Source organism: Aminobacterium thunnarium (genome assembly GCF_055390565.1).
In genome coordinates this window covers 987,111-1,013,737 of the sequence record NZ_AP042412.1, presented here as the reverse complement: position 1 = coordinate 1,013,737, position 26,627 = coordinate 987,111, and the positions used below count along the sequence as shown (strand labels likewise).

Below are 26,627 nucleotides of genomic sequence, written 5' to 3'. Positions count from 1 at the left end.
TTTTGTATTCCACGCCCCTTTTTCCCTTTTAAAATTTTAAATACTTCTCTTTAGCTAATCCACAAACAGGACATTTATCGGGTGCATCGTTAAGTATAGTATGCCCACATACAGGGCAGACGTACACATCTTTAAATTCCATATCTTTGCCACTACGTGCAGCATTTTGTGCTTTTGAGAAAAGTTTGGAATGAAGCTTCTCAGCTTCTAAAGCGTAGGTAAAAGAACGAACTGCATCTTTTTCTCCTTGAAATCGGGCAGTTTCAAGATAAACAGGGTACATTTGATTGATTTCAAAATCTTCTCCCATAATAGCTCCAGTGAGGTTTTCTGCAGTCTCTTTATTGCCAAAAACACCACCGGCCGTTACTGGGTGATCTGTAACATCCCCATCAAGAACAGTAAAATGATTTCGAGCATGAACCAACTCAGCATACGCTATAGCCTCAAAAAGTTTGGCAATGTTTGGGAAACCTTCTTTACGGGCTACTTCCCCCCATATTAAGTAACGCATATGGGCCATGCTTTCACCACCATATGCCGAGCGAAGGAAATCAATTGTCATTGGATTTTTAACAGCCATTCCTCAAACCTCCTTGATATATAAAGATACCAACGATGGTCTAATTATGGTAAAAACTCTATTTATTAATAATATCATAAAGGGAAAATTTATTATTTCTTGGGGTAAAGTTTAGATATAAAGATATACAGATATTGGTCAAGGGGAGATATTACATAGGGACAAGATCAATTGTACCACAATTTAATAAAAGAAAAGAGCGGGACGTTTCATTTTTAATCACAACTTAACTACACTGTGGTAAGTGTGTGTAGCAATCTGTGTAGCAAAGTGTTTATAAGGCTTTAAGGGTGCAAATTCCAGTAATCGGCTTCTGAAAAGTCTGTAATATCAAGGCTCCATAAAAAAATGGCGGAGGCGTGTGAGAATCGAACTCACCAAAGACGGCCAACGCCGCCTCTCGACCGGGTTTGAAGCCCGGGGGCCTCACCAGAGACCACTCGCCTCCATAGAACAATTGAATATTGTAAAGGGCGATTGAGAAAAAGTCCAGTCATGATAAGTTTTATAATTATTCTTCCTTTCTCTAAATGGTTTTTTCATATAAGGTTTCCCTCTTGAAAGACATATGGCATAATTCATTGAAATAGCTGGAATAAAAGAAAGGGGAGACACATAAATGCTTGAGAGTAAAGTTTCAAGAATACAGCGCGATATAGAGACAATGGCTCGTTTTACAGCCACTCCCGGTTTAGGAATGACAAGACTTTCCTTTACAGAAGAAGATAAAAAAACGAGAGAGTTTATTTGTTCAGAAATGGAAAAAGCAGGGTTGCATGTTTATACTGATGCGGCAGGTAGTATCTTTGGACGCAGAGAGGGAACACAAAAAGATGCTCCTTTAGTTATGATTGGCTCTCATTTTGACTCTGTTAAAAATGGTGGTAATTTTGATGGACCCGCTGGTATTGTTACAGCCCTTGAAATAGCCAGAATTTTGTACGAAAACAATATTTCAACGGCAAATCCTATAGAATTTGTAGCAATGATTGAAGAAGAAGGAACACGTTTCGGCGCAGGTTTGTATGGCAGCAGAGCAATGACAGGCAAAGTTCCTCATAGTGAAATAGAGTCTTTTCGCGACGCTGATGGAGTTTCTCTTGGAGAAGCTATGGAAAAATTTGGCCTTGATTCACTTAAAATAAAGGATGCTATTCGAAACCCTGAAGATTTAAAAGCGTTTATAGAATTGCACATTGAGCAAGGGCCAGTTTTGGAATCGGAGAGTCTGGACGTGGGGTTTGTTAGCACCATCGTCGGAATCACTCGTTATGACATAGAAATTGAGGGACGAGCAGACCACGCAGGAACCACCCCTATGCATATGAGAAAAGATGCTCTTCTTGCTTCTTTTGAGGTTGCTAAAGCGATACATGATGCAGCCTATGCAAAGGGTGAAGGAACAGTTGGAACTGTCGGGAAACTTGTGGTTTATCCAGGTGGAGCTAACATCGTTCCTGGTAAGGTGTTCTTTACTGTCGATATCCGTTCAGTAGAACAAGGAAATATAGAAGACGTAGTGAAAGAAATGAAAGAGACTCTTGAGTATGTTTCTCATCAGATGGGTGTTTCTGTCCATATGGAGCAAAAACTTGCTATTCCTCCTGTACATCTTGCAGATGAAATACGAGGTATTTTTGAAGAGGAAGCCATTGGAAGAAATATTCGTTATAGACATATGGTTAGCGGAGCAGGGCACGATGCAATGATTATGGCTTCTCTTACAAATGTTGGACTTATATTCGTGCCAAGTAAAGATGGACGAAGTCATTGTCCAGAAGAATGGACAGATTATGAACAACTCAAAAAGGGAATAGACATAGCTTTAGGAGCTATCTTAAGATTATCAGAGGCAAATATATAGCTTTAAGGAGATTTAGTTTAATGAATAAAAAGGTAGAAGAATTTTTGACAGTGAAAAATATAGTTATTGCATCTCTCATCGCTGCAATCTATGCCACAACAACAATACTTTTGGCCCCTATCTCCTATGGCCCCATACAGGTGCGAGTTGCTGAGGCCTTGACTTTGCTACCATATCTTTGGCCTCAGGCGATTCCAGGGCTCTTCATTGGCTGTCTGATTTCAAATTTTGCAGGAGGGTTTGGGCTTATCGATGTCGTTTTTGGAAGTTTAGCGACGTTGCTTGCCGCTTTGGTAACAAGTCGTATGCCTAATCCTTACTTGGCGGCTCTTCCCCCGGTCATTTTTAATGCGCTCATTGTCGGTGGATACCTTTCAGTACTTGCAAAAATGCCTTTTCTTTACACTGCAATGTATGTAGGATTGGGAGAAATCATCGCTTGTGGTTTCCTGGGAATTCCACTTATTATTTTCTTGGAGAAAAAATTTATAAAAGAAAAGCGAGAACGTTAAACGCTCCCGCTTTTCTTAATTTTATATTTATAGTTGTTTTTTCCACTTCGTTCCTTCTGGGGTGTCTTCCAGTATTATTCCTTTTTTTGCAAGTTCATCTCTGATAGCATCTGATTTTGCGAAGTCTTTCGATTTTCTGGCTGCTGTTCTTTCTTCTATCATGGCTTCTATTTCAGAAACATTCAATGTTTCTTCTTGCGCTTCAAAACCTAAAATCCCCATGATATTATCAATTCTTCTAAAGAATTGTTCCGCCGCTTTGCATGCCTCTTCATCGAGAGTTGTATTTTCTTTAAGATACGTATTAACTGAGCGAACAACTTCAAATACAGCTCCTAAGGCTCCTGCTGTATTGAAATCGTCATTCATCTCTTCATAAAACTTATTCTCAGCCTGTTTGATTTCATCAACAAAAACTTGAGTTCCCTCTTTTTTTGTCATCTCTCGATTTTGAAGAGCATATTGGAGGTCTGTCCAGCAGTTCCTTAAACGCTCTACTGCTCCAGTTGCCTGGCTTAATCCTTCTTCAGAGAAGTTAATGGGTGAGCGATAGTGCGCACTAAGCATAAAATATCTAATCGCAAGGGGAGAAAATTTCTTACGTGCATTTCTCACTGTCAAGAAATTTCCTAGAGATTTAGACATCTTTTCTTTGTTGATCAAAAGATATCCATTGTGGAGCCAATAACGGACAAATTGAACACCTGTTGCCGCCTCTGCCTGTGCAACCTCGTTTTCATGATGAGGAAAAATAAGGTCACATCCACCAGAGTGAATATCAAAAGTATCCCCTAAATATTTAGTTGACATAACACTGCACTCGATATGCCAACCAGGTCGTCCCATTCCCCATGGGCTCTCCCATGCTGGTTCACCTGGTTTTTGAGATTTCCACAAAGCAAAATCAAGAGGATGACGTTTCCGCTCATTAATATCAATACGAGCTCCTGATTGCAGATCCTCAATACTTTGTTTTGAAAGCTTGCCATACTCAGTGAAACTTTCTACGCTGAAAAAGACATCCCCGTTAACAACATAAGCATGTCCCTTCTCGACAAGAATTTCAACTGTACGAACAATATCTTCCATATGCTCTGTAGCGCGAGGATGGATAGTAGCTCGTCTGACACCGAGAGAGTCAGTATCTTCAAAGTATTCTTTGATAAATCTGTCAGCTAGCTCTTTTACAGTTATACCCTCTTCATTAGCGCGATTTATCATTTTGTCATCAATATCTGTAAAATTTTGTACGAAAGTTACCTTATACCCAAGATCTTCCAGATAGCGACGAAATACATCAAAAACGATAAACGGACGAGCGTTCCCTATATGAAAATAATCGTACACTGTAGGGCCGCAACTATAAAAACCGACCTCTCCCTCTTTTAAAGGAACGAATGGTTCTTTTTTTCGAGTTAGATCATTGTAAATCACAAGACCCAATCTATACACCTCCATTTGCTAGAATACATTATAATGTAGTGTTACATATATAAAAATATGATATTTACGCAAAAGGAATTACTTTATATAACGATACCATAATTTAAACAGTGGTGGACTAATGATAAAACAAAATTTGAAAAATACGATTAAAAATCTTCCTCTTCGTCCAGGTGTTTATATCATGCGCGATGAGGAAGGTAATATAATTTATGTGGGAAAGGCAAAATCTTTACGAAAAAGGGTTTCTTCCTATTTCAGACATCAAGGTTTTGCCTCTCCTCGATTGCGTAAACTTGTAGAAACTATCGCTGATATTTCTATTATACGAACTGAGTCAGAAGCAGAAGCGCTTATTGTAGAATCAAGACTTATTAAAAAATACAAACCATTTTTTAATATAGACCTAAAAATGAATGAACGTTATCCGTACATAAAGATAACGGACGAAACCTTTCCTCGCCTTATCATTACTCGACACCGAGATAATGATGGGTCTACTTATTTAGGCCCTTTTATTAGTGCAAAGGACGTTCGAGCACTATTAAGAGTTGCAGAGCGATATTTTCCGTTGCGAAGTTGTAAGTCAGAGGTGAAGCCTGATAAGAAGAGGCGTCCATGTCTAGATTATTCTTTAGGGAGATGTCTTGCCCCATGTGCAGGTTTATGCAGTGAAGCAGAATATAGAGAAAGAGTGGATGATGTTATTCTTTTATTAACGGGCAAATCATCTGAGCTTGTAGAACGTATTCGTAAAAGAATGGATGAAGCGGCTCTCAATCTTGATTTTGAAAAAGCGGCCCGACATCGCGATGCTATACGAGCAATTTGGCGTTTATCTCGTCAAAGAGTGGCTTCTAGTCTTCAAGAAGATATAGATATTGAAACATGGGATGCACTGAATAAATTACAAAATCTTCTCCATATGGATATCCTGCCATGGCGAATTGATGGTTTTGATATTTCACACATGTCTGGACATGAAACGTATGGAGTAGCTGTTGTTTTTGAACAAGGTGTATCTAATCCTTCTCTCTATCGTCGCTTTAAAATACGGACAGTTGAAGGAATAGACGACTTCAGATCTATAGAAGAAGTTGTAAAACGTCGTTATACCAAAGTATTAGAGAATAATGAACCTCTTCCTCAGCTTATTCTTATAGATGGTGGTCCCGTGCAGTTAGAATTTGCAAAAAAGGCGCTACAAGATTTGGATATAATCAATATCCCAGTTATTTCTCTGGCGAAAAGAGAGGAACTGATATACCATAACGAAAAAGAATCTCCAATTAGGCTTGAGTGGACTGACCCTGTGCTTCAACTTCTGCAGAGAGTTCGTGATGAATCTCACCGTTTTGCTGTGAAAAGTCACAGACGAGGACGAAGTGTCGCTCTGACACGATCAGTTTTAGAAGAAATTCCCGGAGTTGGCAAACACACTGCAGCCATGTTGCTTTCTAATTTTGGCAGCGTAAAAAAGATAGCAGTTCTCTCTCCTGATGAGTTAATGAAAGTTAAAGGTATCGGACCCGCTTTAGCATTAAAAATAGCTACATTTTTTAGAGGTGAAGACAATGAGCCTGAAGCAGACTCGTGATGACGAATACTATATGCGAAGAGCATTGAGCTTGGCACGAAGAGGAACAGGGCATACATCTCCTAACCCTCTTGTCGGATGTGTGATAGTCAAAAATGAACAAATAATAGCTGAAGGGTATCATCATGCTTATGGTATGCCCCATGCTGAAGTGGAAGCGTTGAGACAAGCTGGCAATAGGGCAGAAGGTGCTACTGCTTATGTAAACTTGGAACCATGTGCTCATTATGGTAAAACTCCTCCGTGCGCGCCTCAACTTGTAGAAGCAGGAGTAAAACGTGTTGTTATAGGCATGGTTGACCCTCATGCTGTAGTAAATGGGAAAGGGATTGATATCCTTAAGTCGCACAATGTTGAAGTAAAAACAGGAATAATAGAGGAAGAATGTAAATGGTTAAATAGAGGGTTCATAAGAAGAATAAAAAATAATAGACCATGGTTTACACTTAAAACTGCCTCTACAATAGATGGGAAAATTGCCCTTCCCAATGGTGAAAGCCAATGGATTACGTCAGATGAAGCTAGAAACAGAGCCCATTTGCTTAGAGCAGAACATGATGCCATTCTTGTTGGCATCCAGACCGTACTTTGTGACGATCCATCGTTAACAGTTCGACACACTTGCGGAAAATCGCCACTTCGTGTTGTTGTTGATACACACTTAAGAACTCCTCAAAACGCTTCCATACTTAAAAATGAAGCAGCAGTTATTTTAGCCGGAGAGTCAGCTCGAAATACAAAAGAACATTATATTTTAGAAAAAGCAGGAGCTGAGTTGTTTTTTATTCCTGAAAGAGATAATCATGTTGATTTATCACACGCTGTAAAGGTTTTGGGGAATAGAGGCATTAATTCAGTTCTTGTAGAAGGTGGAGCTACAATAGCCTCTGCCTTTTTTAAAGAAAATTTAGTTGATGGAGTTTCTCTTTTTATCGCACCAACCATAATGGGGCAAGGCATTTCTCTTTTTGAAAGAATTGTAGTACCATCACTAGATAAACTCATTCGTATAACTGTCCGTAATGTTTCTAAAGCAGGACAGGACATATGGATAGAGGGGGTGCCTGAATGTTCACTGGACTTGTAGAGAGTATAGGCAAGCTTGTTTCTATAACGCCTTCAAAAGATGTTTATCATCTTAAGATTGAGGCTCCAGATATTGCTAGTGAACTTATTTTTGGTCAGTCGGTAGCTGTTTCTGGTGCTTGCGTGACTGTGACTTCTCACGATAATCGCTTTTTCAGCGCTGACATTATGCCGGAAACACAGAAACGAACTAAATTCCGTCTTTCAAAGCCAGGCAGCCTTGTTAATCTCGAGCGAGCGTTAACGGCTTCAGGGCGTTTTGATGGTCACATAGTAAGTGGGCACATTGATGGCATCGGAAGAGTTGCAGAAATTATTTCAATGGGAATAACTCACGTTATGAGAGTCGAAACAGATGAGTCTATTGCACAAATGATTGTAGAAAAAGGATCTATAGCTATTGACGGAGTCAGTTTGACGGTTATAGATGCGATGTCAAATTCTTTCTCTGTCGGTCTTATTCCTACAACATTACAAGAATGTACATTGGGTACTATTCAAGAAGGAGAAATTTTAAATATAGAAACAGACATTTTGGGCAAATATGTTTTAAAATTTATGAATCTACAAAGAAGTAATAAGCCCGTATCATCAAACTTGACAATGGAACAATTAAGAGAAATGGGTTGGTAGCAATTTATTATAGAGAGAGGAAAGGATCGAGGCTCTAATGAATAAAAGATGTGAACATGATTTTAGCTTAATAGAGGAAGCCATTGAAGATGTTAAAAATGGCAAGATGGTTATTGTTGTTGATGACGATAACAGAGAGAATGAGGGAGATATCGTTGTAGCTGCAGAAAAAGCTACAACAGAAATTATAAACTTCATGACAAAAGAGGCCAGAGGATTGGTCTGTGTTCCTATTACTGCTGATAGAGCACAATGTCTCCATTTGGAGCCAATGTCAAAAGATAATACTGATCGTCATGGAACAGCTTTCCTTATTAGCGTAGATGCAAAAGAAGGAACTACGACAGGTATCTCAGCTTCGGAAAGAGCCATAACTGCTCGGCTCCTTGCAAATCCCGAAGCCAAGCCAGACGATTTTTTACGTCCAGGACATATGTTTCCTCTCGCTGCAAAAAAAGGTGGCGTTCTGAAACGTGCAGGACATACAGAAGCTGCTGTTGATTTAGCTTGGATGGCAGGATTAACCCCTGCTGGCGTTATTTGTGAGATTATGAACCCAGATGGGAGCATGGCACGTTTACCTGAACTCAAAGAGTTTGCAAAAGCTCATGGAATTCGTATTATATCAATCGAAGACTTGATTCGTTATAGAAGTTGCCGCGAAAAACTTGTAGAAAAAGTGGCGGAAGTTAAACTTCCTACGGCTTATGGTGATTTTACTGCCTATGCCTACCACAACATTCTCGATGAAGATCAGGATCGTGTTCATATAGCCTTAGTAAAAGGCGATGTTCGAGATGTAGAAGATGTTCTTGTTCGAGTACACTCTGAATGTTTAACTGGCGATGTCTTCGGATCACTTCGCTGTGATTGTGGCCCTCAACTTCATGCAGCTATGCAAAGAGTCGAAGAAGAAGGACGAGGAGTTGTCTTATATATGAGACAAGAGGGACGGGGAATAGGTATTGTCAATAAATTGAAGGCCTACCAACTACAAGAGAAGGGGCTAGATACTGTAGAGGCTAATGAAGCCTTGGGATACGCCGCAGATTTACGAGATTACGGTGTAGGTGCTCAGATTTTACAAGATCTTGGATTGAGTTCTATTCGATTAATGACAAATAATCCCAGAAAAGTTGTTGGCTTGCAAGGGTATGGATTAAAAATTACGGCACGTGTTCCTCTCGTAATTGAACCTAACAAATTTAATCAGCGTTACTTGAATACGAAAGAAGAAAAACTTGGTCACGTGCTTCATCTTAAGGATATACTCCGCTAGAGAAGGAAAGGGGGAACATGTATGAAGATTTCAGAGGGAAAGCTTATAGGTACTGGTTTAAGGTTTTGTATTGTAGCGTCACGTTTTAATGAATTAATTACTTCAAAACTCATTGACGGCGCAAAGGACATTTTGTTGCGCCATGGTGTTTCACATCAAAATATTGAAATTATGTGGATTCCGGGAGCTTGGGAAATTCCTTTAATAGCACAAGAGGCAGCTTTATCAGGTAAGTATGACGGAATTATCGCTTTGGGTGCTGTTATTCGAGGGGATACTCCACATTTCGAATATGTATCATCAGAAATGGCAAAGGGACTTGCTCATGTAGGGCTGACGCAAAGAATCCCCGTTGCCTTTGGAGTGTTGACATGTGACACCTTGGAACAAGCTCTTTTGCGTGCTGGAAGCAAAGCTGGGAATAAAGGAGCGGAGTCGGCTCTAGCTGTTATCGAAACCGCCAATCTATTAAAGGTTCTTCGAACGGGAAAGGAGCAAGAAGCATAATGCTTGAAATTAAATGGATACGTAACAATATAGAAGAAGTAAAGACCTTTTTAAAAAACAGAAATAACGATTTTGATGTTGAGAAAATTGTCACATTAGATGAAGAGAAAAGATCGTTGCTTGCAGAAACAGAAACACTAAAAGCACAGCGAAATGAAGGTTCTCGCAAAGTGGCCGAGGCCAAAGCGTCTGGAACTGATGCTGCTGCGCTTATGGAGGAAATGAAAACTTTAGGTCAGAAAGTTAAAGAAATTGATAACAAAATTTCTGAAATTGACAATGAGCTTCAGGCTCTGCTTTTACAAGTACCTAATAGACCTCACGATTCTGTTCCTGTGGGGAAGGATGAAAATGACAACATAGAAATTCGAAAATGGGGAACGCCTCACAAATTTTCTTTTGACCCCCAAGCACACTGGGATTTGGGAGAGCATTTAGGCATTCTTGACTTTGAAAAGGGTGCAGCTCTCGCTCAAAGTCGGTTTACTGTTCTCAAGGGAGCAGGAGCACGACTCGAAAGAGCTCTCATGAACTTTATGCTTGATCTTCATACAACTCAGCATGGTTATAAGGAAATTCAGCCTCCCTTCATGGTCTCTTCCCAGACAATGTTAGGTACAGGACAGCTCCCCAAATTTGCAGAAGATCTGTATAAGTGCGAGAACGAAGACCTCTGGCTTATTCCTACTGCCGAAGTTCCACTTACAAACCTTCATGCAGGTGAACTGCTTGCTGAGGAAAACTTGCCTTTATACTACACAGCATATACTCCTTGTTTTAGAAAAGAGGCAGGTAGCTACGGACGTGACGTAAGAGGAATGATGCGTCAGCATCAATTTGACAAAGTAGAAATGGTAAAGCTTTGCAAACCTGAAGAAAGCTACAATGAACTTGAAAAATTAACATCTAATGCAGAAGAAGTATTACAAAAGCTTGGACTCCCATACAGAGTTATCTGTTTGTGTACAGGTGACATGGGATTTGGCGCCAGCAAGACATATGATCTTGAAGTATGGCTTCCTTCTCAGGATAAGTATCGCGAGATTAGTTCTTGCAGTAACTGTGAGGATTTCCAAGCAAGAAGGATGGGCACACGGTATAAACCGGCAGATGGGGGAAAACCTCGATATGTACATACTCTCAACGGTTCCGGCATAGCAATTGGTAGAACACTTATTGCCGTTCTTGAAAATTACCAGAGAGAAGATGGATCGATAGAAATACCTGAAGCCCTCGTTCCTTATATGGGTGGCATGAAAGAAATTAAGCTCCTTTCATAAAAAAATCGTTTTTTTATGTAAAATGTAGATAAGGAAGATCATCTCAAATGAGATGATCTTCCTTAATTTTTAAATAAATAATGCAAAAGCTTTGTAAAATTGGTAGAATAGCTCGGAGAGCTTGTTTTTACTTATTTTAGAAGGAAGGGTGGGGCTTGCCATAGTCAAAATAATGTCTCTCATTGCAGAGATAAACCTTTATACTCTATTGCTTGTACTCGTCGTTGCTTGCTTCTTGTTTCAAAGACTATGCAGGCGTTCTCTAGAAAATAGCCAATATAACTATCTTAGGGATATTTTGCTTGTGGGAGCCTGGATGCTTAGTGGTATTTGGTCAGGCGATCCCGAAGTTACGCTTATCACTGGTATAGCAGTTATAGCTGCTGTGGTAGGTATGTATCAGCATTTTTATCCGCACAAAAAGCTTAGGTGGATTTATTTCATAATTGGAATTATTTTTGCTCTCTCTGGACCTAGAATAACGTTTTTAGGTTTGCCACAAGGCGAATACCTCTATTTATCTAACTTTATATCCATAGCCATTACTGGAATATGGATATCAGTTTTTCCTATTCTTATTCAGGAACTCGATAATATTCCAGGTATGGCTGGTCACCTTTTAGCTGTAACATTCTCCATTTTACTTTTAGCGACAGCATTTTCGGGGCAATATCTGCCAGATGCTTTCTATACAAGTATGACTGGTTTACTTATGCTGGGTGTTTTTTGGAGCCGGCATGGACATATGTATCGTCGATTAGGGGAGTCTTTGTCTGCTTTTTGGGGAGTTCTTGTTGCTGGAACATCTTTGTTAGGTGTAAGTAAGGGCATTACTTTTAGTACAATGATGGTGTTGCCTTTAGGGCTTTTTGCTATTCCTCTAATGGAAACATCACTTCATTTTGCCAGCACAATACTTTCTGCAAATCCAAAGGGTGCAATGGTAATTTACCGCAGTCTTGTTGCAAGAGGTATCGATCATCCCAGTGCAGTTAAATTTATTACATCAATTTGTGCCTTAGTAGGAGTTCTTATAGCCATGTTTCAACTTACCGCAGGAAAACAAGCCATATTGTTAGTTAGCGTTACCGTCTTTTTTGCTGGTTTGACACTTATACCGGTATTTTCCAGACTTCTGCGTCAAAAGAAAATTTCTGGAGAGCGTCCTGAGCTATGGGGAGTTTCTCTAGACAATGTTTCAATGAATTATGCCATAGCTAAAGTCAAATCTCTTTTGGGGCAAAACAATGGATGCTCTCTCATCTCTACTGTAAACTCATTAGCTGTTCAAACGGCTTTGAAAGATAGAGAATATAAAAAGATTGTATCTCAAGCTGCCTTAACTTTAGCGGATGGTACTGGGTTAATGTGGGCTTTGCGTTTTCTTGGCAGACCTGTGCAAGAACGAATTACCGGCATAGATTTCCTAATTCAGTTGTGTCGTACGGCAAGTGTTGAAGGTTGGCCTGTTTATTTTTTAGGAGGAAAACCTGGTGTTGCTAATGCAGCAGTAGAAAAATTGAAAGGACAATACTCCGATTTAAAAATATCGGGAGTGCATGATGGATATTTTTCTTCTGGTACAGAGGAGGAGGGCATCATTCGAGAGATTAAAGAAAATAAAACATGCCTTCTCTTTGTTGGCATGGGGCTTCCTCGCCAAGAGAAATGGATTTATGCCCATCGTGAAGATTTGGGAAATCTTGTTGCCATAGGTGTAGGCGGCTCTTTTGATGTTATTTCAGGGAAATTAACTCGGGCACCTCTTCTCATACAGAAAGCAGGACTTGAATGGTTATATCGTCTTGTGCAAGAACCTTGGAGGTGGAAAAGGGATCTTGAACTTTTTACCTTTGCGGTTCGAGTTCTTTTGACAAAAATAGGTATAGTCAGGAGGTAACAGCACATTGAACACTTGCGCCAGAGAATTAATGCATCGTGATCTTACCGCAGTCATGGAAGAAGATTCTATACAAGATGCTGTTCATATTCTTTATAGTCACAACTTATCCGGGTTGCCCGTAGTGAGGGAAGATTGGGAACTTGTCGGGTATTTATCTGAATCTGATATTCTGCAAGCAGCAATTCCGACATATCTGGAAATTCTTGCACAAAGCTCCTTCCTGAATAATGGTGAAATTCATCTCGTTGATCGTTTCAAAAATTTAGGCAAAAGACTCGTCAGGGATTTTATGACAAAAGATCCATTTTATGTAGAACCTTCTGCAAGTCTCATGACAGTCGCAGATCTTATGTTAAGGAAGAGTATTAAAAGACTTCCTGTAGTTGAAAATGATAAATTCATCGGCATTATCAACAGAGAAGCATTTTGCGAGTTTGTAATGGAGGAACGGGAAAGTGAGTAACAATGAGGTCCAATCTGTGGAAGAACAGATTGAAGCCCTTCGTTGCCAACTCGAAAATGAATATAAAACGGAAGAAAAGAGATTGTTAGAAGAGAAACAAAAAGCCTACGAACGTCTTGATGAAATGGAAAAACAGACGATCCAGGAAATAGAAAATGAGTGGCAAAACAAAGAAGCTCGGGTAAAACAACAAACCATCGATTATGAAAAAGAAATTCGTCAAGATCTTTCAAGCCTAATGAACGATATAAGTAAATCCATAAAAATAAAAAGTTTAGTAGAAGAGGCAGTTGCTCTCGTACTAAATAAAAAATAACAACAGAATAGCATTATTACTGTGGAGGGGGGTGGGCTGAGAGAAAGGAAGATGCTCTCTTGATTCGTGATATGCTCAGACTTGCCATATGGGGAGTTACAAGTCGAAAAACCGAAATCATAGAAAAATTACATGATTTCGGCGTTTTGCATCTTGAGTTCCCACGTTCCACAGAAATGACAACACCTCAGCTTGATCAGCTCAGACTTTTAAGAGGAAAGCTTTTGGGGATGTTAGAATCATTAGAATGGAAAGAATGGTCTGAACTAACAGAAAATGATATAACTACATCTCGCGAAAAAATCAAATTACCCTTTAATGAAATAATGACTGAGATAAATGAAAGTCTCGATAAATTTTCTGAGCGACTTACTCAGACGACAGAAGAGAGAAATTCTTTACGTGAGTTATATCTCAAATTGAAGAGATCACAAGACATTCTTTATCATTTTCATTCCTTTGTGAAAGAAGAAGCAGATCAAGGTAATGTTGCTTCGTTGTGGTGGGTTGATAAAAAAGAGATATCGGAAATACTCACCTCTCTTCGTACCGAAATTGTACGTGTGACACCTGTAAAAGATAGAGAATACCTTCGTTATCATTCGTATACTCCTAATGAAAATGAGACACTTCTTGCTATAAGCGTTCAGGATTTAGCTCGTGAAATAGTGACAAATTCTTTGCGTTCATATGGTGCCATACATTGGAAAGCCCCTGCAGGATATGAGCGAGATGTGTTACTTGACTCAACGGAAGCTATAACAGAAGGATTACGATGGATACCCCTGCGCCTTGAAGAATTGCAAGCTAACTTAAAAGAGACGGCTCGCGTTTGGGGGCCTCATTTCGCATCATTATATATTTTGGCAGACGAGCGCTTAGAAGAGCTCCTCGTTGAAAAATCAGCTCATTCTTTTGATAGTGCTTTTCTTATTGAAGGATGGCTTCCTGCGGATGAGCTAGAAGCCACACTTACCAATCTAAAAGGAACTTTCGGGAATGAAGTATTTGTTCAGTGGAGATATCCCTCCACTGAAGAATGGAATAAGGTACCTATATCCCTTTCGAATAAAGCTTTCTTCCGGCCTTACGAGCTTTTTTTAAAATTGCTGCAACCACCTCGTTATAAAACTGCTGACCCTACAGCTATGATTGCCTTGTTTTTCCCCTTTTTTGGGGGATGTATGGTAGGAGATATGGGGTACGGAGCTATAATTTTGTTATTAGGATGGTGGCTCTACCGAAAAAAAGAGAAAAGAATTATATCTGATCTAGGATATATACTCATTTCTTTATCGATTTGGAGCATCATTTGGGGACTTGCTTACGGCGAATTTTTTGGTGATGTAGCCCATCGTCTTTTCCACCTTGAACCTCTATGGGTAGAACGGTCTCACGCCGTTATGCCTGTCATGGCTTTTACAATAGCATTGGGTGCTGCTCATATTATATTAGGGTTACTGATAGGTTTTTATGAAGGAATAAAAGCGAAAAATAAACATATATGGATGGAAAAATCTGGAAATCTGCTGGTACTTATTGCTTTGATAAGTACCCTAGTGAGTTTGAAAGGATGGCTTCCCCATAGTTTCTTTACAATATCTATGTCTATTTTAATCGTTGGTCTTGTTCTTCTTGTTGTTGGGGGAGGAATAGGTGGTCTTGTAGAATCTTTCGGTGCTGTGGGAAACATTTTAAGTTACGTGCGTATCGCCGCAATAGGACTTTCATCTGCTATACTTGCTCTTGTTGCATCAAAGTTTGTTGATGTTTTTGGCCTTTCGATCTTAGGTTTATTCCTTGCTTTATGTATTCATTTACTCAATTTTGTTCTAGCTATAGGTGGGGCAAGTATACACTCAGCCCGATTACATTATGTAGAGTTTATGGGGAAATTTTACTCTGGTGGCGGTAAAGACTACAAACCATTTTCACGGAGGAGGGAACTTCGATGGAAAAAGGAATAATAGCACTTGCAGCAGCCTTGGCTGTTGGAATCCCTGCTTTTGCTACAGCTATGGCGCAGGCCAAGATAGGTAGTGCAGGAGCAGGAACAATAGCTGAAAAGCCTGAAACGGCTGGTGTAATGATTATTCTTGAAGCTATACCCGAAACTATGGTTATACTTGGTTTCGTTGTAGCTATCATGTTGATTTTACAATTTGCCTAGGGGAGATACTCTTGGGAGATTTAGTAGCGAGCCAGAATTTGGCCCAATTTATGGATGCTCTGCGAAAAGAACACGAAGAAAGAATCGAAACTTTAAAAAAACAGGTCGAAAATGATATTGCTGATGCTATCTCGCTTCGCCGTAGAAGTGTCGAAAAGCGTATTGTCGAGATTCGATCTGCACATGATTTAGAAGCAGAAAGATTATTTCAGCGGAATCAACAGAACATCTGTAATCAATTGCGAAAGGATTTTTTTGTTGAATATAATCGCTTAGCGTCAGAAATAGAGATGCAGGTAGAAACTGAACTTAAAGAGCTTAAACGCCAACCAGCAAAATATAAAAAGGTTATGGAAAGCATGTTGAATGAAGCTCTTTCTGTTTGTCCTGCTCCATGTGATGTTATCGTTCACCCCGGGGATGAACCTTTTTTCAATCAAAAGAAAGAGGTTCGCACCGTGAAAGTTGATACAGCCTTAGAATCATGGGGTGGCTGTATAGTTATGTCAGAAAAGGGTGACTTTATTGTTGATAACACCTTCAAAACAAGATGGGAAAAGCTTGCGCCCTCTATCATTAGGAAATTTGCGATACAAGTTGGGCAGATTCTTGGGAAAACTGAGCTTCTCTCACGAAAATTACGGTTATCTTAACGCCTGCCTTCGAGGGAGAGTTTCTCGCCTTTTTAAAACAGATGATTATGAAACTATCGCTCGTGGTGACCTAAAGGCTTTTGAACAATTTTTGCTAGAAAGTCCTTATGCTGAGAGTTTTCGCCAAAAGTTGGTAACACTTCGAAGTGGAACACTGCGACGAATAGAATCGGCGATAGCTCGTGAAGTTTCTCTCCAATTGCGTTTTCTTGGAGATACGGCGCAAGGGGAAGCAAAAGACCTTTTAGGAGTAATTTTAGCCCGTTCTGACCTAATGAACGGGCGACTTCTTTTGCGCGCTCTATACACTGACAGTAAACATGGAGAAGAACCACAATGGCATGATTATGGGAACTTATCAGCAAACTTCTACAGTGATATATGGCAGAATACAGCAACAGCAACGGATATTATCTCTCGATGTCGGATACAAGCCCATCCATACGCTCTTGCTTTAAGCTCTTCTTTTGTGGAACTTGAACGGACAAAAGATCTCATGAAAGCAGAAAGAGTATTACTAACATCAATGCTTAAGCTTTTTCAGGAGAATGTAAATAAATATTCTTCCAGCAATAGTACTATCCTTTGTGAGTATCTCGGACGATCTATAGATATGTGGAATCTTGGTATATGGCTTCGGCAACGCTCGGGCTTTATTCCATCTGAGACAGCTTTAAAACTATATCTTCAAAATGGCCAATGGCTTACTATTAAAAAATTATCTCAAGCTACAGTTTTGATGGAGCTTGTACATCAGACTCCATGGCAAGCAATTATTAGAGCTATTGAGAATAGCACTCCTCAAGAATTTCAGCGCGCACTGTTTGTTCAATTTATAAAATGGCAAGCTGATCTTTTTCGAGCTAATCCTCTTGGCGTCGAAGTGGGAATGGGATATATAGCCAAATACATTATTGAATGGCAGAATTTAAATCTTTTATCTGTTGGAATCTCAATGGGGTTACCGGAAAAAGAACTTTTATCTCGTCTTATTCCAGTTTAAAGTTAACTTGAAGGACGTGGTTATAAATGGTTACGCAAGAAAAAAGAGCTATAGCCGTAGGTTCGCAGTTATTTGTAGATCTCTGGAGTCTCGAAGGTTTTGAAGGAATTATATGTGAGAACCCTTCGGAGATACATGTTGTTTATCGAGAATTACTTGATGAATCTATAGCTTTTATTATTGCGGAAGAGACATGGTTTAGAAATCTGCCCGATAATTACAGAAAACGATTTGAAAAAATGCAAAATCCTGTTTGGATACCTTTCCCATCGTTACAGATAGAAACGGACTGAGGTGAAAATAATGAGTACACCTTCTTCTGGAATTATAACTGGTATATCTGGTCCTGTTATACGTGCTTTTATTCATGCGCCAGTTAAGATGTTTGAAGTTGCTTACGTAGGAAAAAGCAAACTTCTCGGTGAAGTTATCAGAATCCAGGAAGAATATGTAGATATACAAGTTTATGAAGATACTGGTGGAGTTGCTAAAGGGGAACCTGTTTCTTTTACAGGTGAACTTTTAGCCGTGGATTTAGGCCCTGGTATTCTTAGCAGCGTACTTGATGGAATAGGTCGTCCATTAAAAGTATTAGGAAAAGATAATATTTACCTTCAAAAAGGAATACACCTTGCAACTATAGATTTTAAGAAAAAATGGCACTTTATCCCTTTAGTCAAAGCGGGCGATAGAGTTGAATCGGGATCGTTTCTTGGATATGTCATAGAAGGTTCTTATTTACGCCACACTATTATGGCTCCTCCCGGTACTCGTTCGTCAACTGTTCTTTGGGTTGCTTCAGAAGGGGAATATACTGTAGAAGAAAGAATATGCCATCTTGATACTGGCGAAGAATTATCCATGAAGCAACGATGGGAAGTTCGCCATGCGCGGCCTGTATTAAATAGACTTCCTTTCGATAAACCACTCTTAACTGGACAACGGATTCTTGACACGCTATTTCCTATTGCTATAGGAGGAGCCGCAGTACTTCCTGGAGGCTTTGGCACAGGGAAAACAGTGACTCAACAGTCATTGGCTAAATGGTGTAATGCTGACATTATCGTCTATATAGGTTGTGGAGAACGGGGAAATGAGATGACAGAAGTTCTTGAAGAATTTCCAGAGCTTACAGATCCATTTCATGACGCTCCTCTTATGGAACGAATGGTACTTATTGCAAATACTTCTAACATGCCTGTTGCTGCGCGCGAAGCCAGTATCTATCTTGGTATGACGTTGGCAGAATATTTTAGAGACATGGGGTATAACGTTGCTATAATGGCAGATTCTACCTCTCGATGGGCAGAAGCACTCAGAGAAATAGGGGGAAGGCTTGAAGAAATGCCCGGGGAAGAGGGATATCCCGCATACCTGGGAACCCGCCTTGCGCAATATTACGAACGGGCAGGTAGAGCGACATTGTTGGGATTCCCCGAACGAGAAGGTTCTGTAACTGTTATTAATGCAGTATCACCTCCAGGAGGAGATTTTTCTGAACCTGTCACTCAGGCAAGTCTCCGCTTATCCGGTGCCTTTTGGGGGCTTGATAAGCGTTTAGCTCAACAACGTCATTTCCCAGCGATAAATTGGCAACAAAGTTATACTCTTTATGACGACAGCCTAGCTCCAGTTTTTGAAAAAGAATTAGGTCCCGAATGGAAAAAACTGAAAAGTTATTTAAAAGGAATGCTTGATCGAGAAAAAGTTCTTACAGACCTTGTTCAGCTTGTAGGTCGGGATGGCCTTTCTGAGAAAGATAAATGGTTATTGGCTCAAGTTGAAACGATAAAAGTTGTATATTTGCAGCAAAATGCTTTTAGCGATATAGACGCAAGCTGTTCTATGAAAAAACAGCTTATGCTCCTTAAATTATTACACAGTCTTGATGATATGGTTCAAGGGAGAATAGAATCAGGTTTGCTCTATGATCAAATAGCAGATTTTCCCTTGAGAGTAGAACTTTTACGATTGCGAGAAGTTTCTGAAAAAGATATGGAACAACGATATGAATTATGGTTGAAAAACTTTGATGCAAAGCTCAATAGTTTGGTGGTGGTTCCTGAATGAAGCTCTTTTTAGAAGGTTATCGTTCCATTTCAGAAATAGCAGGACCGCTTATTTTTGTCTCTGGCATACGTGAAGCAGGTTATGCTGAACTTGTTCGTATAGAAACACCAACAGGTGTTCGATCTGGCCAAATATTACAAATACAAGATGATATTTGTGTTGTTCAGGTTTTTGATGGGACAATGGGACTCAATGCAGGACAAACTACAGTATGGCTTGATCGTGATGTTGTTAAAATGCCAGTGGGACTATCGCTTATCGGGCAAGTCCTTAACGGGAGAGGTCGTCCTATGGATGGCACATCTCTTACATTCGTCGACAAAGAACTCCCCATAACAGGTATGCCTATTAATCCCGTTCGCAGAACAAGTCCGAATGCTTATGTTGAAACAGGCATATCGACAATAGATATTATGAACACGTTAGTGAGAGGACAAAAGTTGCCAATTTTCTCTGGTTCGGGACTTCCTGCCAATGAGATTGCTGCTCAAATTGTGCAACAAGCACGTGTTCCCGGACGCGAATCTGAATTTCTTGTTATCTTTGCAGCAATGGGAATCACAAGAAGAGAAGCACGTTACTTTATAGATACTTTTGAAGCAACTGGCGCCATAAATAATGGTATTTTCTTTATGAACCTTGCAAGTGACTCAGCTGTTGAAAGATTATTGACGCCTCGTATGGCCTTAACAGCCGCTGAATATTTTGCTTTTGAAAAAGGCTACGATGTTCTCGTTGTTATGACAGATATGCTGTATTATTGCGAATCTCTTCGAGAAATAAGTGCTGCGCGAGAAGAAGTTCCTGGACGACGCGGTTACCCAGGATATATGTACTCAGATTTGGCTGAAATTTATGAAAGAGCCGGCTGTGTTGAAAATTGTTCGGGAAGTGTTACGCAAATTCCTATTATTACGATGCCTGATGATGATATGACCCATCCTGTTGTTGACCTGTCAGGCTATATAACAGAAGGACAGATTGTTCTTGATAGAGGACTTCATGACAGAGGTGCATATCCTCCCATCAATGTTCTTCCCAGTTTGAGTCGATTAATGAATAAAGGGATTGGTAAGGGAAAGACATTCGATTATCATAGATCTCTTGCAGATCAGTTATACGCTTCATATGCCAAGGCACAAGAGCTTTCGCGCCTTCGATTAATAGTAGGCGACGACGGACTTACTGAAACAGAACACCTCTATTTGAAATTTGGAGAAAAATTTGAGAAAAGTTTTGTCGATCAGAGGGTGACCCATCGGACAATAGCAGAATCAGTTGAAATAGCTTGGCAATGTCTTGCTGAACTGCCTCCAAGGGAACTCTATCGACTTCCAGAACACTATATAACAGAAAAGCTGGGAACCCATGAGTAAGGGGATTCGACCACCAACAAGAGAACAGTTGCTGGATATTCGTCGTCAAATGACTACGGTTCAATATGGGAAGCAGCTTTTAGAGAAAAAAAGAGATGCATTGCTACGTGCTTTAGAAGAAGATCGTCGAAATTTTAAAAAGCTTGATGCCCTTTTCAGAGAACATATAAAGCGTATTTCCTTTGTTTATACTTTAGTCCGAATGTACGAGGGGCAATCTGTTATGCAACTGTTGAAACCTGATGTTGGAAGTTTGAGAGTAACTTCAGAGCGGCATACTCTCATGGGATGCCGTTTTGCTCAATTTAAGCGAATTGAAGACCGTCGTTTTTCCTTATCAGGCTTAACATATGATCCGGCGATGACATCTCTCTATCTTGACGAACTTCTCGACGAAATGAAAAAAGTAGAAAATAAAATATGGACATACATTAATTTAAAGGCTAAACTAACTTCTTTAGAAAAAGAACTATCTAAAACTATGATGAAGATAAATACTCTTCAATACAATCTGCTTCCTGAACTGCAAGAAGAAGAGAGCAGAATTCGTGATATTTTGTCAGAAAGAGAACGCCAAGAGCGTTATGCAATAAAGAAATTATCTAAAAAGAAAAAAAATAAAGTTTATTCTCTTCCACAGAAGTGATTCAAATGAAAGTTGTTATAATAGTGGTGAGCCAACCAAAAAACCGGAACATTGCAGATTTAATATCCGGATATATGAAGCGTTGTCGTCCGTATATTCCTCTGGAGCTAGAATATGTACCAGAGGCTCGTGGTGTCTCTTTGGCAGAGAAAGCTAGAGAACAGGAATCAGATGCTCTTTTAAAACGGATAAAAGAACGCGACTATCTTGTCTTATTAGATGAAAAAGGGCAAGAGTTTACCAGTCCCACCTTTTCTCAATGGTTCTATAAACGAGTAGGGGAGGTAAGGGGGAGACTGGTATTTGTTATTGGCGGTGCATATGGAGTGTCAGAGAGAGTGAAAGAACGTAGCCAAGAGAAAATATCACTTTCTCAATTGACGTTTCCTCATGAATTGTGTTTACTTTTTCTTACGGAACAGGTATATCGGGCTATCGCTATTCATGAGAGAATGTCGTATCATCATTAATCATTTTGATAAAGGGGAGTTATGTGTTATGAAAATGGATAAAATTATGAAGCAAGCTCAGAAAATGCAGGCTCAAATGATGAGAATACAAGAAGAACTTGCCCAGGAAAGAGTAGAAGGTAATGCAGGGGGCGGAATGGTCACAGTAGTCGCCAATGGGCAAGGGGATATTGTCTCTGTAAAAATTGAAAAGGAAGTTGTCAATCCTGATGATATTGAGATGCTTGAAGATCTTGTTCTTGCGGCAGTTTCTGATGCTCTTAAAAATAGCAGAGAGTTAGCAAACGCAAGGATGGGGCAAGTATCTGGTGCACTTGGAGCATTGGGGTTAATGTAACGTGGCACTTCCAGAGTCACTGTTACAACTTGTTACGCTTTTAAAACGCTTGCCGGGAGTTGGAGAAAAAAGTGCCCGGAGGATGGCTTTTTATATTATTCAGCAGCCAGCTTCTTTCTCTGAGGAACTGGCTGCTTCTCTCCATGGTTTAAAAGACCGCTTATATGAGTGTTCCCAGTGTGGAAATATTACTGACGTCGACCCGTGCGCTATTTGTACAGATCCGTTTCGTGAAAAAAATATTCTCTGCGTAGTTGAATCTGCTGAAGATTTGTTAAGTATGGAGCAAGCTGGAATTTACAATGGTTTATACCATGTATTAAGAGGGAAGATATCTCCTCTTGACGGAGAAGACTTACCCCCTTCGGAGTATGAACGTTTAAGAGAGCGTATTATACGTACTCGAGTTCAAGAAGTCATAATAGCAACTAACCCTCGAGTTGAAGGTGATTTGACATTCTATTCCCTTCTCTCGGAACTTGAAAATCTTGACATTAAAATCAGTCGCTTAGCCTATGGACTTCCCGTAGGCGGCAGTATAGAATTTGCCGACAGGATTACATTGCATGCAGCCTTTGAATCTCGTGTGGATGTGAAGAAGAGTATAAATAAGAGGAGGTGAGAGGATTCATGGCTGATGGTTTTGGAAGTGTTATACGAAGAGCATGTAGAATTCTTGTAATGTTGTTTTTGGGGATAGCTGGATATCAACTTGCAATGTTATTTATCCCATTTATTCCAGCACCCTTATCTGAGTCTGTTCGTGCATGGCTACCAGTTTGGCTAGCAAAACAGATGTTTTTCGTTATGGGGTGTGTCGCAGTATTTGCCCTCATAGGATGGGCTATTACGCCTTTACTTCTTAAAGGACTTGGCTTTATAGGGGCCTTATTTGAATTTCACCTTAAAAATTTGAGTTGGCAAGATATTTCTTCTGCTATTTTAGGCCTTATCGTCGGTTTGCTGATCGCAAATCTCATAGCGGTTCCTTTTTTTGATCTGCCTGTAGGAAGTTATATCGCTGTGGTACTCAATATTGTTCTTGGATATCTTGGAGCAAGAATTTTTTGGAAGAGGCAAGAAGATATCCGAGGTGTTTTTAATTTAGGAGCCCTTAAGGAGCGCCTTTCAACTAAGAAATTTCGTAATAAAAAAGGGTTACCAACTGAAGAAATTGAAGAAGAATGGTGCGCTCCGAGAAAAATACTCGATACAAGTGTCATTATTGATGGGCGAATTCTCGACATTGCAAGAACAGGATTTATGGAAGGAGTCCTAGTTTTACCGCGTTTTGTACTGTTAGAGCTTCAAGCCGTTGCAGACTCCACAGATCCAGCTCGTAGAACTCGTGGGCGAAGAGGACTAGATGTGGTAAATGAATTGCAAAAACTTTCTACCCTTGAAGTAGAGATAATGGAAACTACTTTAAAACAATTAAAGGTTGATACCGTAGATAGTGGCCTTGTTGCGTTAGCCCAGCAAATAAGCGGAGAAATCTTAACAACGGATTATAACCTTAATAAGATTGCTCAGATTCAGGGAGTAATCGTTTTGAACGTCAATGATCTCGCGAATGCCTTAAAACCGATGCTTTTACCAGGCGAATCCATTATTGTCGATGTAATTAGAGAAGGGAAAGAGCCTCATCAAGGAGTCGGCTATCTTGACGATGGAACAATGCTTGTTGTTGAAGATGGAGAAGATTATGTTGGTAAACGTGTAGAAGTTGTTGTTACTTCTATGCTTCAGACGTCTGCAGGACGTATGGTCTTTGGACGAATACGCCGTGAGGTTCGGGCATGAGCGCAATAAAAGAGAAAAAAATAAAACGATTTTCTTTTATTATAGCGGCAGCAGGTTTGGGAGAGCGCATGGGTGGCTCTCCCAAACAATTTCGTAATCTTGGAGAAAAACCTCTTTGGCAATGGAGCCTTTCCGTTACAGAAGAACTTTTAGAAGAGAAAAAAATAAATGAAGTTATTGTTGTTGTTCCTGGTTTTGCCGTAGAAAGAGTAAAAAAAGAAGTAGCAAAAATTACTCGGTTCCCGTTATGTTATGTTGTAATAGCCGGAGGAACAACACGAACAGAATCTGTTAAAAAAGCCTTGAAATCGGCTCATGAAGAGTTTGTTCTTATACATGATGCTGCAAGACCCTTTCTATCCGTCAAATTATGCGAAAGAATAATGGACACTGTTTCTTCAGAACATGGTGTCATTCCGGTTCTTCCTGTAACAGATGCTCTGAAAAAAATAGAGAGACTTGAAAAAAATATTATGGTATCTTCTGTATCTAGAGATAAAATGTATCGGACACAAACCCCTCAAGCCTTTCCTCGAGCGACTTTACTGGAAATGTTGAAAGACAATGTGTCATATAAAGATGAAGCTGAGGTGTGGGTAAAGTCAAAGTGTTTGTTAGAAACAGTGGAAGGTGATTCATTGAATATGAAAATGACATATCCTGATGATTTTAAAATTGCAGAAATTCTTGTTGAAAGAAAAAAAGAATACCGAACAGGTCATGGTTTTGACATCCATCCTCTCGTGCCTTCAAGAATTTTGATTTTAGGAGGGGTTCCTATTGATTCTCCTTTAGGGCTTGACGGATATTCTGATGGGGATGTTTTAACTCATACAGTAATGGATGCTTTATTAGGTGCAGCTGGACTTCCTGATATAGGCAGAATCTTCCCTGCAAATGATCCTATATATAAAGATGCTTATTCGTTTGAGCTGCTCCAAGAAGTTCTCGCCCTTCTTCAAAAAGAAAACTGGAAAATTGAATGGATAGACGTTACCCTACAAGCCCAAGTTCCACATTTAGCTCCGTATATTGACGTCATTATCCAGAAACTTGAAAGTGCTTTTGCGCAAATTCAAGAACAAAAGAATATAATACATATCAAAATAAAATCAGGAGAACATATTGGGCCGGTTGGACGCGCTGAATGTATGATGTGTTCGGCAGTTGCAACTCTTTCTCGTAACGGGAGGTTACATTAATGATTCGAACTCGATTTGCACCTTCTCCGACAGGATTACTCCATATAGGGGGAGCAAGAACAGCTCTCTTTAATTGGTTGTTTGCGAAAAAAAATGGAGGAGAATTTATTTTACGAATAGAAGATACTGACCAAGAACGATCTCGGCAAGAATATACCGATATGATTTATGAAGATATGTCATGGTTGGGATTAGTTCCTGACGAAAGCCCCTGGAATGGCGGCGAATGTGGGCCTTATATTCAAAGTGAACGAAGAGATATTTATGAACATTATCTTGCAATCTTAAAAGAAACTGGAGCTGTATATCCCTGTTTCTGCTCCCCGGAACAACTGGAAGAGGATCGTAAGATACAGCTGCAAAATGGAAACCCTCCTCGATATAATGGCCGTTGCAGATCTCTTACAACAGAAGAAATTGACAAGAGAATTTCTAGTGGAGAGCGCCCGTGTTGGCGTTTCGCTGTTCCTGATTCAGGAACTTTTATTTTAAAAGATATAGTTCATGGTGACATTTCCTTTAACTATTCCGAAATAGGTGATTTTATAGTAGAAAGGTCAGATGGTTGGCCTACATATCTTTTTACAGCAGCTCTAGATGACACCCTTATGCATATTACTCATGTCATACGGGGCGACGAACATATAAAAAATGCTGTTCTTCAGACGCTGATACAAGAAAATTTAGGGTTGGGTTCTCCATTATATGGACATGTTCCGATGATAATAAGCATTGATAGACAAAAGTTAAGTAAACGAACTGGAGCCCAATCTGTTAGAGAGTTTAGAGAAAAAGGTTTTTTACCAGAAGCACTCATTGCCTATCTTTCTACTCTGAGTTGGTCTGCAGATGCTTCCGTAAATCTTCTATCGCAAAAAGAAATAATTGATGCATTCTCTATAGATCATGTTTCATCATCTTCGCCAGTTCATGATGAAACACATTTAAACTATTGGCAAACTGAAGCTTTGCGTGCAAGAGGAGCACAGTGGATGTTTAATGAACTTGTAAGATTAAACCCTTCAATTCCTTCTCTTGTTGAAGGAATGAATAAAAATTTCGTTATTTTGTTGCTTGAAGATATTTCTGGGGGTTGCCTTACGCCTCATGACGTTTTAGAATCTTCCAAATGGCTTTTTGCCTCGCCAGATTCGTTTCATGAGAATAAAAGTATTTCACCTGATTGGATGCCAGAGATTATTAATGTCCTTCGCGAAATAACTGAATGGGAACCAAGTGTCCTCGATAAAACTCTTAGAAGCTGGCAAAAAGAAAAGGGGCTAAAAGGGAAAGAATTTTTCCATCCATTGAGACTTCTTCTCTCAGGAGAAGAAAAGGGGCCAGCTATCCCCTTGGAAATGGCAGCGTTGGGTAAAGAGAATACTATCCAACGACTAGGAAAAGCATAGAGAAATAGAAAGAGGAGGTTCT

Annotated in this window: 27 protein-coding genes and 1 tRNA gene; 25 read left to right on the top strand and 3 right to left on the bottom strand. The window is 39.8% G+C overall.

The window, feature by feature from the left end; all coding sequences use genetic code 11:
- Positions 1-28: 28 nt before the first annotated feature.
- Together ACZ5GY_RS05000 and ACZ5GY_RS04995 are read right to left on the bottom strand one after the other, a co-directional pair.
- The gene (locus tag ACZ5GY_RS05000; RefSeq protein WP_464112064.1) at positions 29-583 is read right to left on the bottom strand and encodes a rubrerythrin family protein; all 555 of its coding nucleotides are present in this window, start codon (positions 581-583) and stop codon (positions 29-31) included.
- 349 nt (positions 584-932) lie between these two features.
- Positions 933-1,031: transfer RNA gene (locus ACZ5GY_RS04995), tRNA-Sec, on the bottom strand.
- 171 nt (positions 1,032-1,202) lie between these two features.
- Between ACZ5GY_RS04995 and ACZ5GY_RS04990 the strand changes: the two genes are divergently transcribed.
- Together ACZ5GY_RS04990 and ACZ5GY_RS04985 are read left to right on the top strand one after the other, a co-directional pair.
- On the top strand, positions 1,203-2,447 hold the full coding sequence (locus ACZ5GY_RS04990) for a Zn-dependent hydrolase (protein ID WP_213699373.1): 1,245 nt from the start codon (positions 1,203-1,205) through the stop codon (positions 2,445-2,447).
- Positions 2,448-2,467: 20 nt separating this feature from the next.
- Complete coding sequence (locus ACZ5GY_RS04985) at positions 2,468-2,959, top strand: QueT transporter family protein (protein ID WP_213690151.1); 492 nt, start codon at positions 2,468-2,470, stop codon at positions 2,957-2,959.
- A gap of 27 nt (positions 2,960-2,986) precedes the next feature.
- Here ACZ5GY_RS04985 and cysS read toward each other — a convergent pair whose 3' ends face one another.
- A complete protein-coding gene (cysS, locus tag ACZ5GY_RS04980) occupies positions 2,987-4,402 on the bottom strand; it encodes a cysteine--tRNA ligase (protein ID WP_213701085.1) in 1,416 nt (471 codons plus the stop codon).
- Positions 4,403-4,523: 121 nt separating this feature from the next.
- Between cysS and ACZ5GY_RS04975 the strand changes: the two genes are divergently transcribed.
- The 23 genes from ACZ5GY_RS04975 (at position 4,524) to gltX (ending at position 26,605) form a co-directional block, all read left to right on the top strand.
- Positions 4,524-5,999: an excinuclease ABC subunit UvrC gene (locus tag ACZ5GY_RS04975; protein ID WP_213701086.1), complete on the top strand. Its 1,476-nt coding sequence runs from the start codon at positions 4,524-4,526 to the stop codon at positions 5,997-5,999.
- Positions 5,977-7,086, top strand: coding sequence for a bifunctional diaminohydroxyphosphoribosylaminopyrimidine deaminase/5-amino-6-(5-phosphoribosylamino)uracil reductase RibD (gene ribD / locus ACZ5GY_RS04970; RefSeq protein ID WP_213701087.1), 1,110 nt, complete (start codon positions 5,977-5,979; stop codon positions 7,084-7,086). The genes ACZ5GY_RS04975 and ribD overlap by 23 nt, the downstream gene beginning before the upstream one ends.
- Complete coding sequence (locus ACZ5GY_RS04965) at positions 7,068-7,718, top strand: riboflavin synthase (protein WP_213690147.1); 651 nt, start codon at positions 7,068-7,070, stop codon at positions 7,716-7,718. The genes ribD and ACZ5GY_RS04965 overlap by 19 nt, the downstream gene beginning before the upstream one ends.
- Positions 7,719-7,755: 37 nt before the next feature.
- Positions 7,756-8,997 (top strand): bifunctional 3,4-dihydroxy-2-butanone-4-phosphate synthase/GTP cyclohydrolase II, encoded by a 1,242-nt coding sequence (locus tag ACZ5GY_RS04960; protein WP_464112063.1) that lies wholly within the window; start codon positions 7,756-7,758, stop codon positions 8,995-8,997.
- Between the two features lie 21 nt (positions 8,998-9,018).
- Complete coding sequence (ribH, locus tag ACZ5GY_RS04955) at positions 9,019-9,504, top strand: 6,7-dimethyl-8-ribityllumazine synthase (RefSeq protein ID WP_213690145.1); 486 nt, start codon at positions 9,019-9,021, stop codon at positions 9,502-9,504.
- The gene (gene serS, locus ACZ5GY_RS04950) at positions 9,504-10,784 is read left to right on the top strand and encodes a serine--tRNA ligase (RefSeq protein WP_213690144.1); all 1,281 of its coding nucleotides are present in this window, start codon (positions 9,504-9,506) and stop codon (positions 10,782-10,784) included. Before ribH ends, serS begins: the two co-directional genes overlap by 1 nt.
- A gap of 172 nt (positions 10,785-10,956) precedes the next feature.
- The gene (locus ACZ5GY_RS04945; RefSeq protein ID WP_464112062.1) at positions 10,957-12,684 is read left to right on the top strand and encodes a WecB/TagA/CpsF family glycosyltransferase; all 1,728 of its coding nucleotides are present in this window, start codon (positions 10,957-10,959) and stop codon (positions 12,682-12,684) included.
- A gap of 7 nt (positions 12,685-12,691) precedes the next feature.
- Positions 12,692-13,150: a CBS domain-containing protein gene (locus ACZ5GY_RS04940; RefSeq protein WP_213690143.1), complete on the top strand. Its 459-nt coding sequence runs from the start codon at positions 12,692-12,694 to the stop codon at positions 13,148-13,150.
- Complete coding sequence (locus ACZ5GY_RS04935; protein WP_213690142.1) at positions 13,143-13,466, top strand: hypothetical protein; 324 nt, start codon at positions 13,143-13,145, stop codon at positions 13,464-13,466. Before ACZ5GY_RS04940 ends, ACZ5GY_RS04935 begins: the two co-directional genes overlap by 8 nt.
- 59 nt (positions 13,467-13,525) lie before the next feature.
- Complete coding sequence (locus ACZ5GY_RS04930; protein ID WP_213690141.1) at positions 13,526-15,433, top strand: V-type ATP synthase subunit I; 1,908 nt, start codon at positions 13,526-13,528, stop codon at positions 15,431-15,433.
- A complete protein-coding gene (locus ACZ5GY_RS04925) occupies positions 15,418-15,636 on the top strand; it encodes an ATPase (protein ID WP_013048378.1) in 219 nt (72 codons plus the stop codon). Before ACZ5GY_RS04930 ends, ACZ5GY_RS04925 begins: the two co-directional genes overlap by 16 nt.
- 11 nt (positions 15,637-15,647) lie before the next feature.
- Positions 15,648-16,289, top strand: a complete 642-nt coding sequence (locus ACZ5GY_RS04920; protein ID WP_213690140.1) for a V-type ATP synthase subunit E — start codon at positions 15,648-15,650, stop codon at positions 16,287-16,289.
- Positions 16,246-17,292, top strand: a complete 1,047-nt coding sequence (locus ACZ5GY_RS04915; protein WP_213690139.1) for a V-type ATPase subunit — start codon at positions 16,246-16,248, stop codon at positions 17,290-17,292. Before ACZ5GY_RS04920 ends, ACZ5GY_RS04915 begins: the two co-directional genes overlap by 44 nt.
- A gap of 26 nt (positions 17,293-17,318) precedes the next feature.
- The gene (locus tag ACZ5GY_RS04910; RefSeq protein WP_213690138.1) at positions 17,319-17,585 is read left to right on the top strand and encodes a cell division protein; all 267 of its coding nucleotides are present in this window, start codon (positions 17,319-17,321) and stop codon (positions 17,583-17,585) included.
- Positions 17,586-17,595: 10 nt separating this feature from the next.
- Positions 17,596-19,362, top strand: coding sequence for a V-type ATP synthase subunit A (locus ACZ5GY_RS04905; RefSeq protein ID WP_213690137.1), 1,767 nt, complete (start codon positions 17,596-17,598; stop codon positions 19,360-19,362).
- Entirely contained in the window at positions 19,359-20,738 is a 1,380-nt protein-coding gene (locus tag ACZ5GY_RS04900) for a V-type ATP synthase subunit B (RefSeq protein ID WP_213690136.1), read from the top strand. The genes ACZ5GY_RS04905 and ACZ5GY_RS04900 overlap by 4 nt, the downstream gene beginning before the upstream one ends.
- Positions 20,731-21,384 (top strand): V-type ATP synthase subunit D, encoded by a 654-nt coding sequence (locus tag ACZ5GY_RS04895; protein ID WP_307880032.1) that lies wholly within the window; start codon positions 20,731-20,733, stop codon positions 21,382-21,384. Before ACZ5GY_RS04900 ends, ACZ5GY_RS04895 begins: the two co-directional genes overlap by 8 nt.
- 5 nt (positions 21,385-21,389) lie before the next feature.
- Positions 21,390-21,854: a 23S rRNA (pseudouridine(1915)-N(3))-methyltransferase RlmH gene (locus ACZ5GY_RS04890; RefSeq protein ID WP_213690135.1), complete on the top strand. Its 465-nt coding sequence runs from the start codon at positions 21,390-21,392 to the stop codon at positions 21,852-21,854.
- On the top strand, positions 21,829-22,191 hold the full coding sequence (locus ACZ5GY_RS04885) for a YbaB/EbfC family nucleoid-associated protein (RefSeq protein WP_213690134.1): 363 nt from the start codon (positions 21,829-21,831) through the stop codon (positions 22,189-22,191). Before ACZ5GY_RS04890 ends, ACZ5GY_RS04885 begins: the two co-directional genes overlap by 26 nt.
- Before the next feature lies 1 nt (position 22,192).
- Positions 22,193-22,813 (top strand): recombination mediator RecR, encoded by a 621-nt coding sequence (gene recR / locus ACZ5GY_RS04880; RefSeq protein ID WP_213690133.1) that lies wholly within the window; start codon positions 22,193-22,195, stop codon positions 22,811-22,813.
- Between the two features lie 8 nt (positions 22,814-22,821).
- Entirely contained in the window at positions 22,822-23,994 is a 1,173-nt protein-coding gene (locus ACZ5GY_RS04875; protein ID WP_213690132.1) for a PIN/TRAM domain-containing protein, read from the top strand.
- Complete coding sequence (gene ispF / locus ACZ5GY_RS04870) at positions 23,991-25,196, top strand: 2-C-methyl-D-erythritol 2,4-cyclodiphosphate synthase (protein WP_213695626.1); 1,206 nt, start codon at positions 23,991-23,993, stop codon at positions 25,194-25,196. The genes ACZ5GY_RS04875 and ispF overlap by 4 nt, the downstream gene beginning before the upstream one ends.
- Positions 25,196-26,605 (top strand): glutamate--tRNA ligase, encoded by a 1,410-nt coding sequence (gene gltX, locus ACZ5GY_RS04865; protein ID WP_464112061.1) that lies wholly within the window; start codon positions 25,196-25,198, stop codon positions 26,603-26,605. Before ispF ends, gltX begins: the two co-directional genes overlap by 1 nt.
- The last annotated feature ends 22 nt before the right edge of the window (positions 26,606-26,627 follow it).

Bases quoted from the DNA above. Each gene is read 5' to 3' on its own strand.
- ACZ5GY_RS05000 (WP_464112064.1), bottom strand. From the start codon at position 583: ATGGCTGTTAAAAATCCAATGACAATTGATTTCCTTCGCTCGGCATAT.
- ACZ5GY_RS04990 (WP_213699373.1), top strand. From the start codon at position 1,203: ATGCTTGAGAGTAAAGTTTCAAGAATACAGCGCGATATAGAGACAATG.
- ACZ5GY_RS04985 (WP_213690151.1), top strand. From the start codon at position 2,468: ATGAATAAAAAGGTAGAAGAATTTTTGACAGTGAAAAATATAGTTATT.
- ACZ5GY_RS04975 (WP_213701086.1), top strand. From the start codon at position 4,524: ATGATAAAACAAAATTTGAAAAATACGATTAAAAATCTTCCTCTTCGT.
- ribD (WP_213701087.1), top strand. From the start codon at position 5,977: ATGAGCCTGAAGCAGACTCGTGATGACGAATACTATATGCGAAGAGCA.
- ACZ5GY_RS04965 (WP_213690147.1), top strand. From the start codon at position 7,068: ATGTTCACTGGACTTGTAGAGAGTATAGGCAAGCTTGTTTCTATAACG.
- ACZ5GY_RS04960 (WP_464112063.1), top strand. From the start codon at position 7,756: ATGAATAAAAGATGTGAACATGATTTTAGCTTAATAGAGGAAGCCATT.
- ribH (WP_213690145.1), top strand. From the start codon at position 9,019: ATGAAGATTTCAGAGGGAAAGCTTATAGGTACTGGTTTAAGGTTTTGT.
- serS (WP_213690144.1), top strand. From the start codon at position 9,504: ATGCTTGAAATTAAATGGATACGTAACAATATAGAAGAAGTAAAGACC.
- ACZ5GY_RS04945 (WP_464112062.1), top strand. From the start codon at position 10,957: ATGTCTCTCATTGCAGAGATAAACCTTTATACTCTATTGCTTGTACTC.
- ACZ5GY_RS04925 (WP_013048378.1), top strand. From the start codon at position 15,418: ATGGAAAAAGGAATAATAGCACTTGCAGCAGCCTTGGCTGTTGGAATC.
- ACZ5GY_RS04910 (WP_213690138.1), top strand. From the start codon at position 17,319: ATGGTTACGCAAGAAAAAAGAGCTATAGCCGTAGGTTCGCAGTTATTT.
- ACZ5GY_RS04905 (WP_213690137.1), top strand. From the start codon at position 17,596: ATGAGTACACCTTCTTCTGGAATTATAACTGGTATATCTGGTCCTGTT.
- ACZ5GY_RS04900 (WP_213690136.1), top strand. From the start codon at position 19,359: ATGAAGCTCTTTTTAGAAGGTTATCGTTCCATTTCAGAAATAGCAGGA.
- ACZ5GY_RS04895 (WP_307880032.1), top strand. From the start codon at position 20,731: ATGAGTAAGGGGATTCGACCACCAACAAGAGAACAGTTGCTGGATATT.
- ACZ5GY_RS04890 (WP_213690135.1), top strand. From the start codon at position 21,390: ATGAAAGTTGTTATAATAGTGGTGAGCCAACCAAAAAACCGGAACATT.
- ACZ5GY_RS04885 (WP_213690134.1), top strand. From the start codon at position 21,829: ATGAGAGAATGTCGTATCATCATTAATCATTTTGATAAAGGGGAGTTA.
- ACZ5GY_RS04875 (WP_213690132.1), top strand. From the start codon at position 22,822: ATGGCTGATGGTTTTGGAAGTGTTATACGAAGAGCATGTAGAATTCTT.
- ispF (WP_213695626.1), top strand. From the start codon at position 23,991: ATGAGCGCAATAAAAGAGAAAAAAATAAAACGATTTTCTTTTATTATA.
- gltX (WP_464112061.1), top strand. From the start codon at position 25,196: ATGATTCGAACTCGATTTGCACCTTCTCCGACAGGATTACTCCATATA.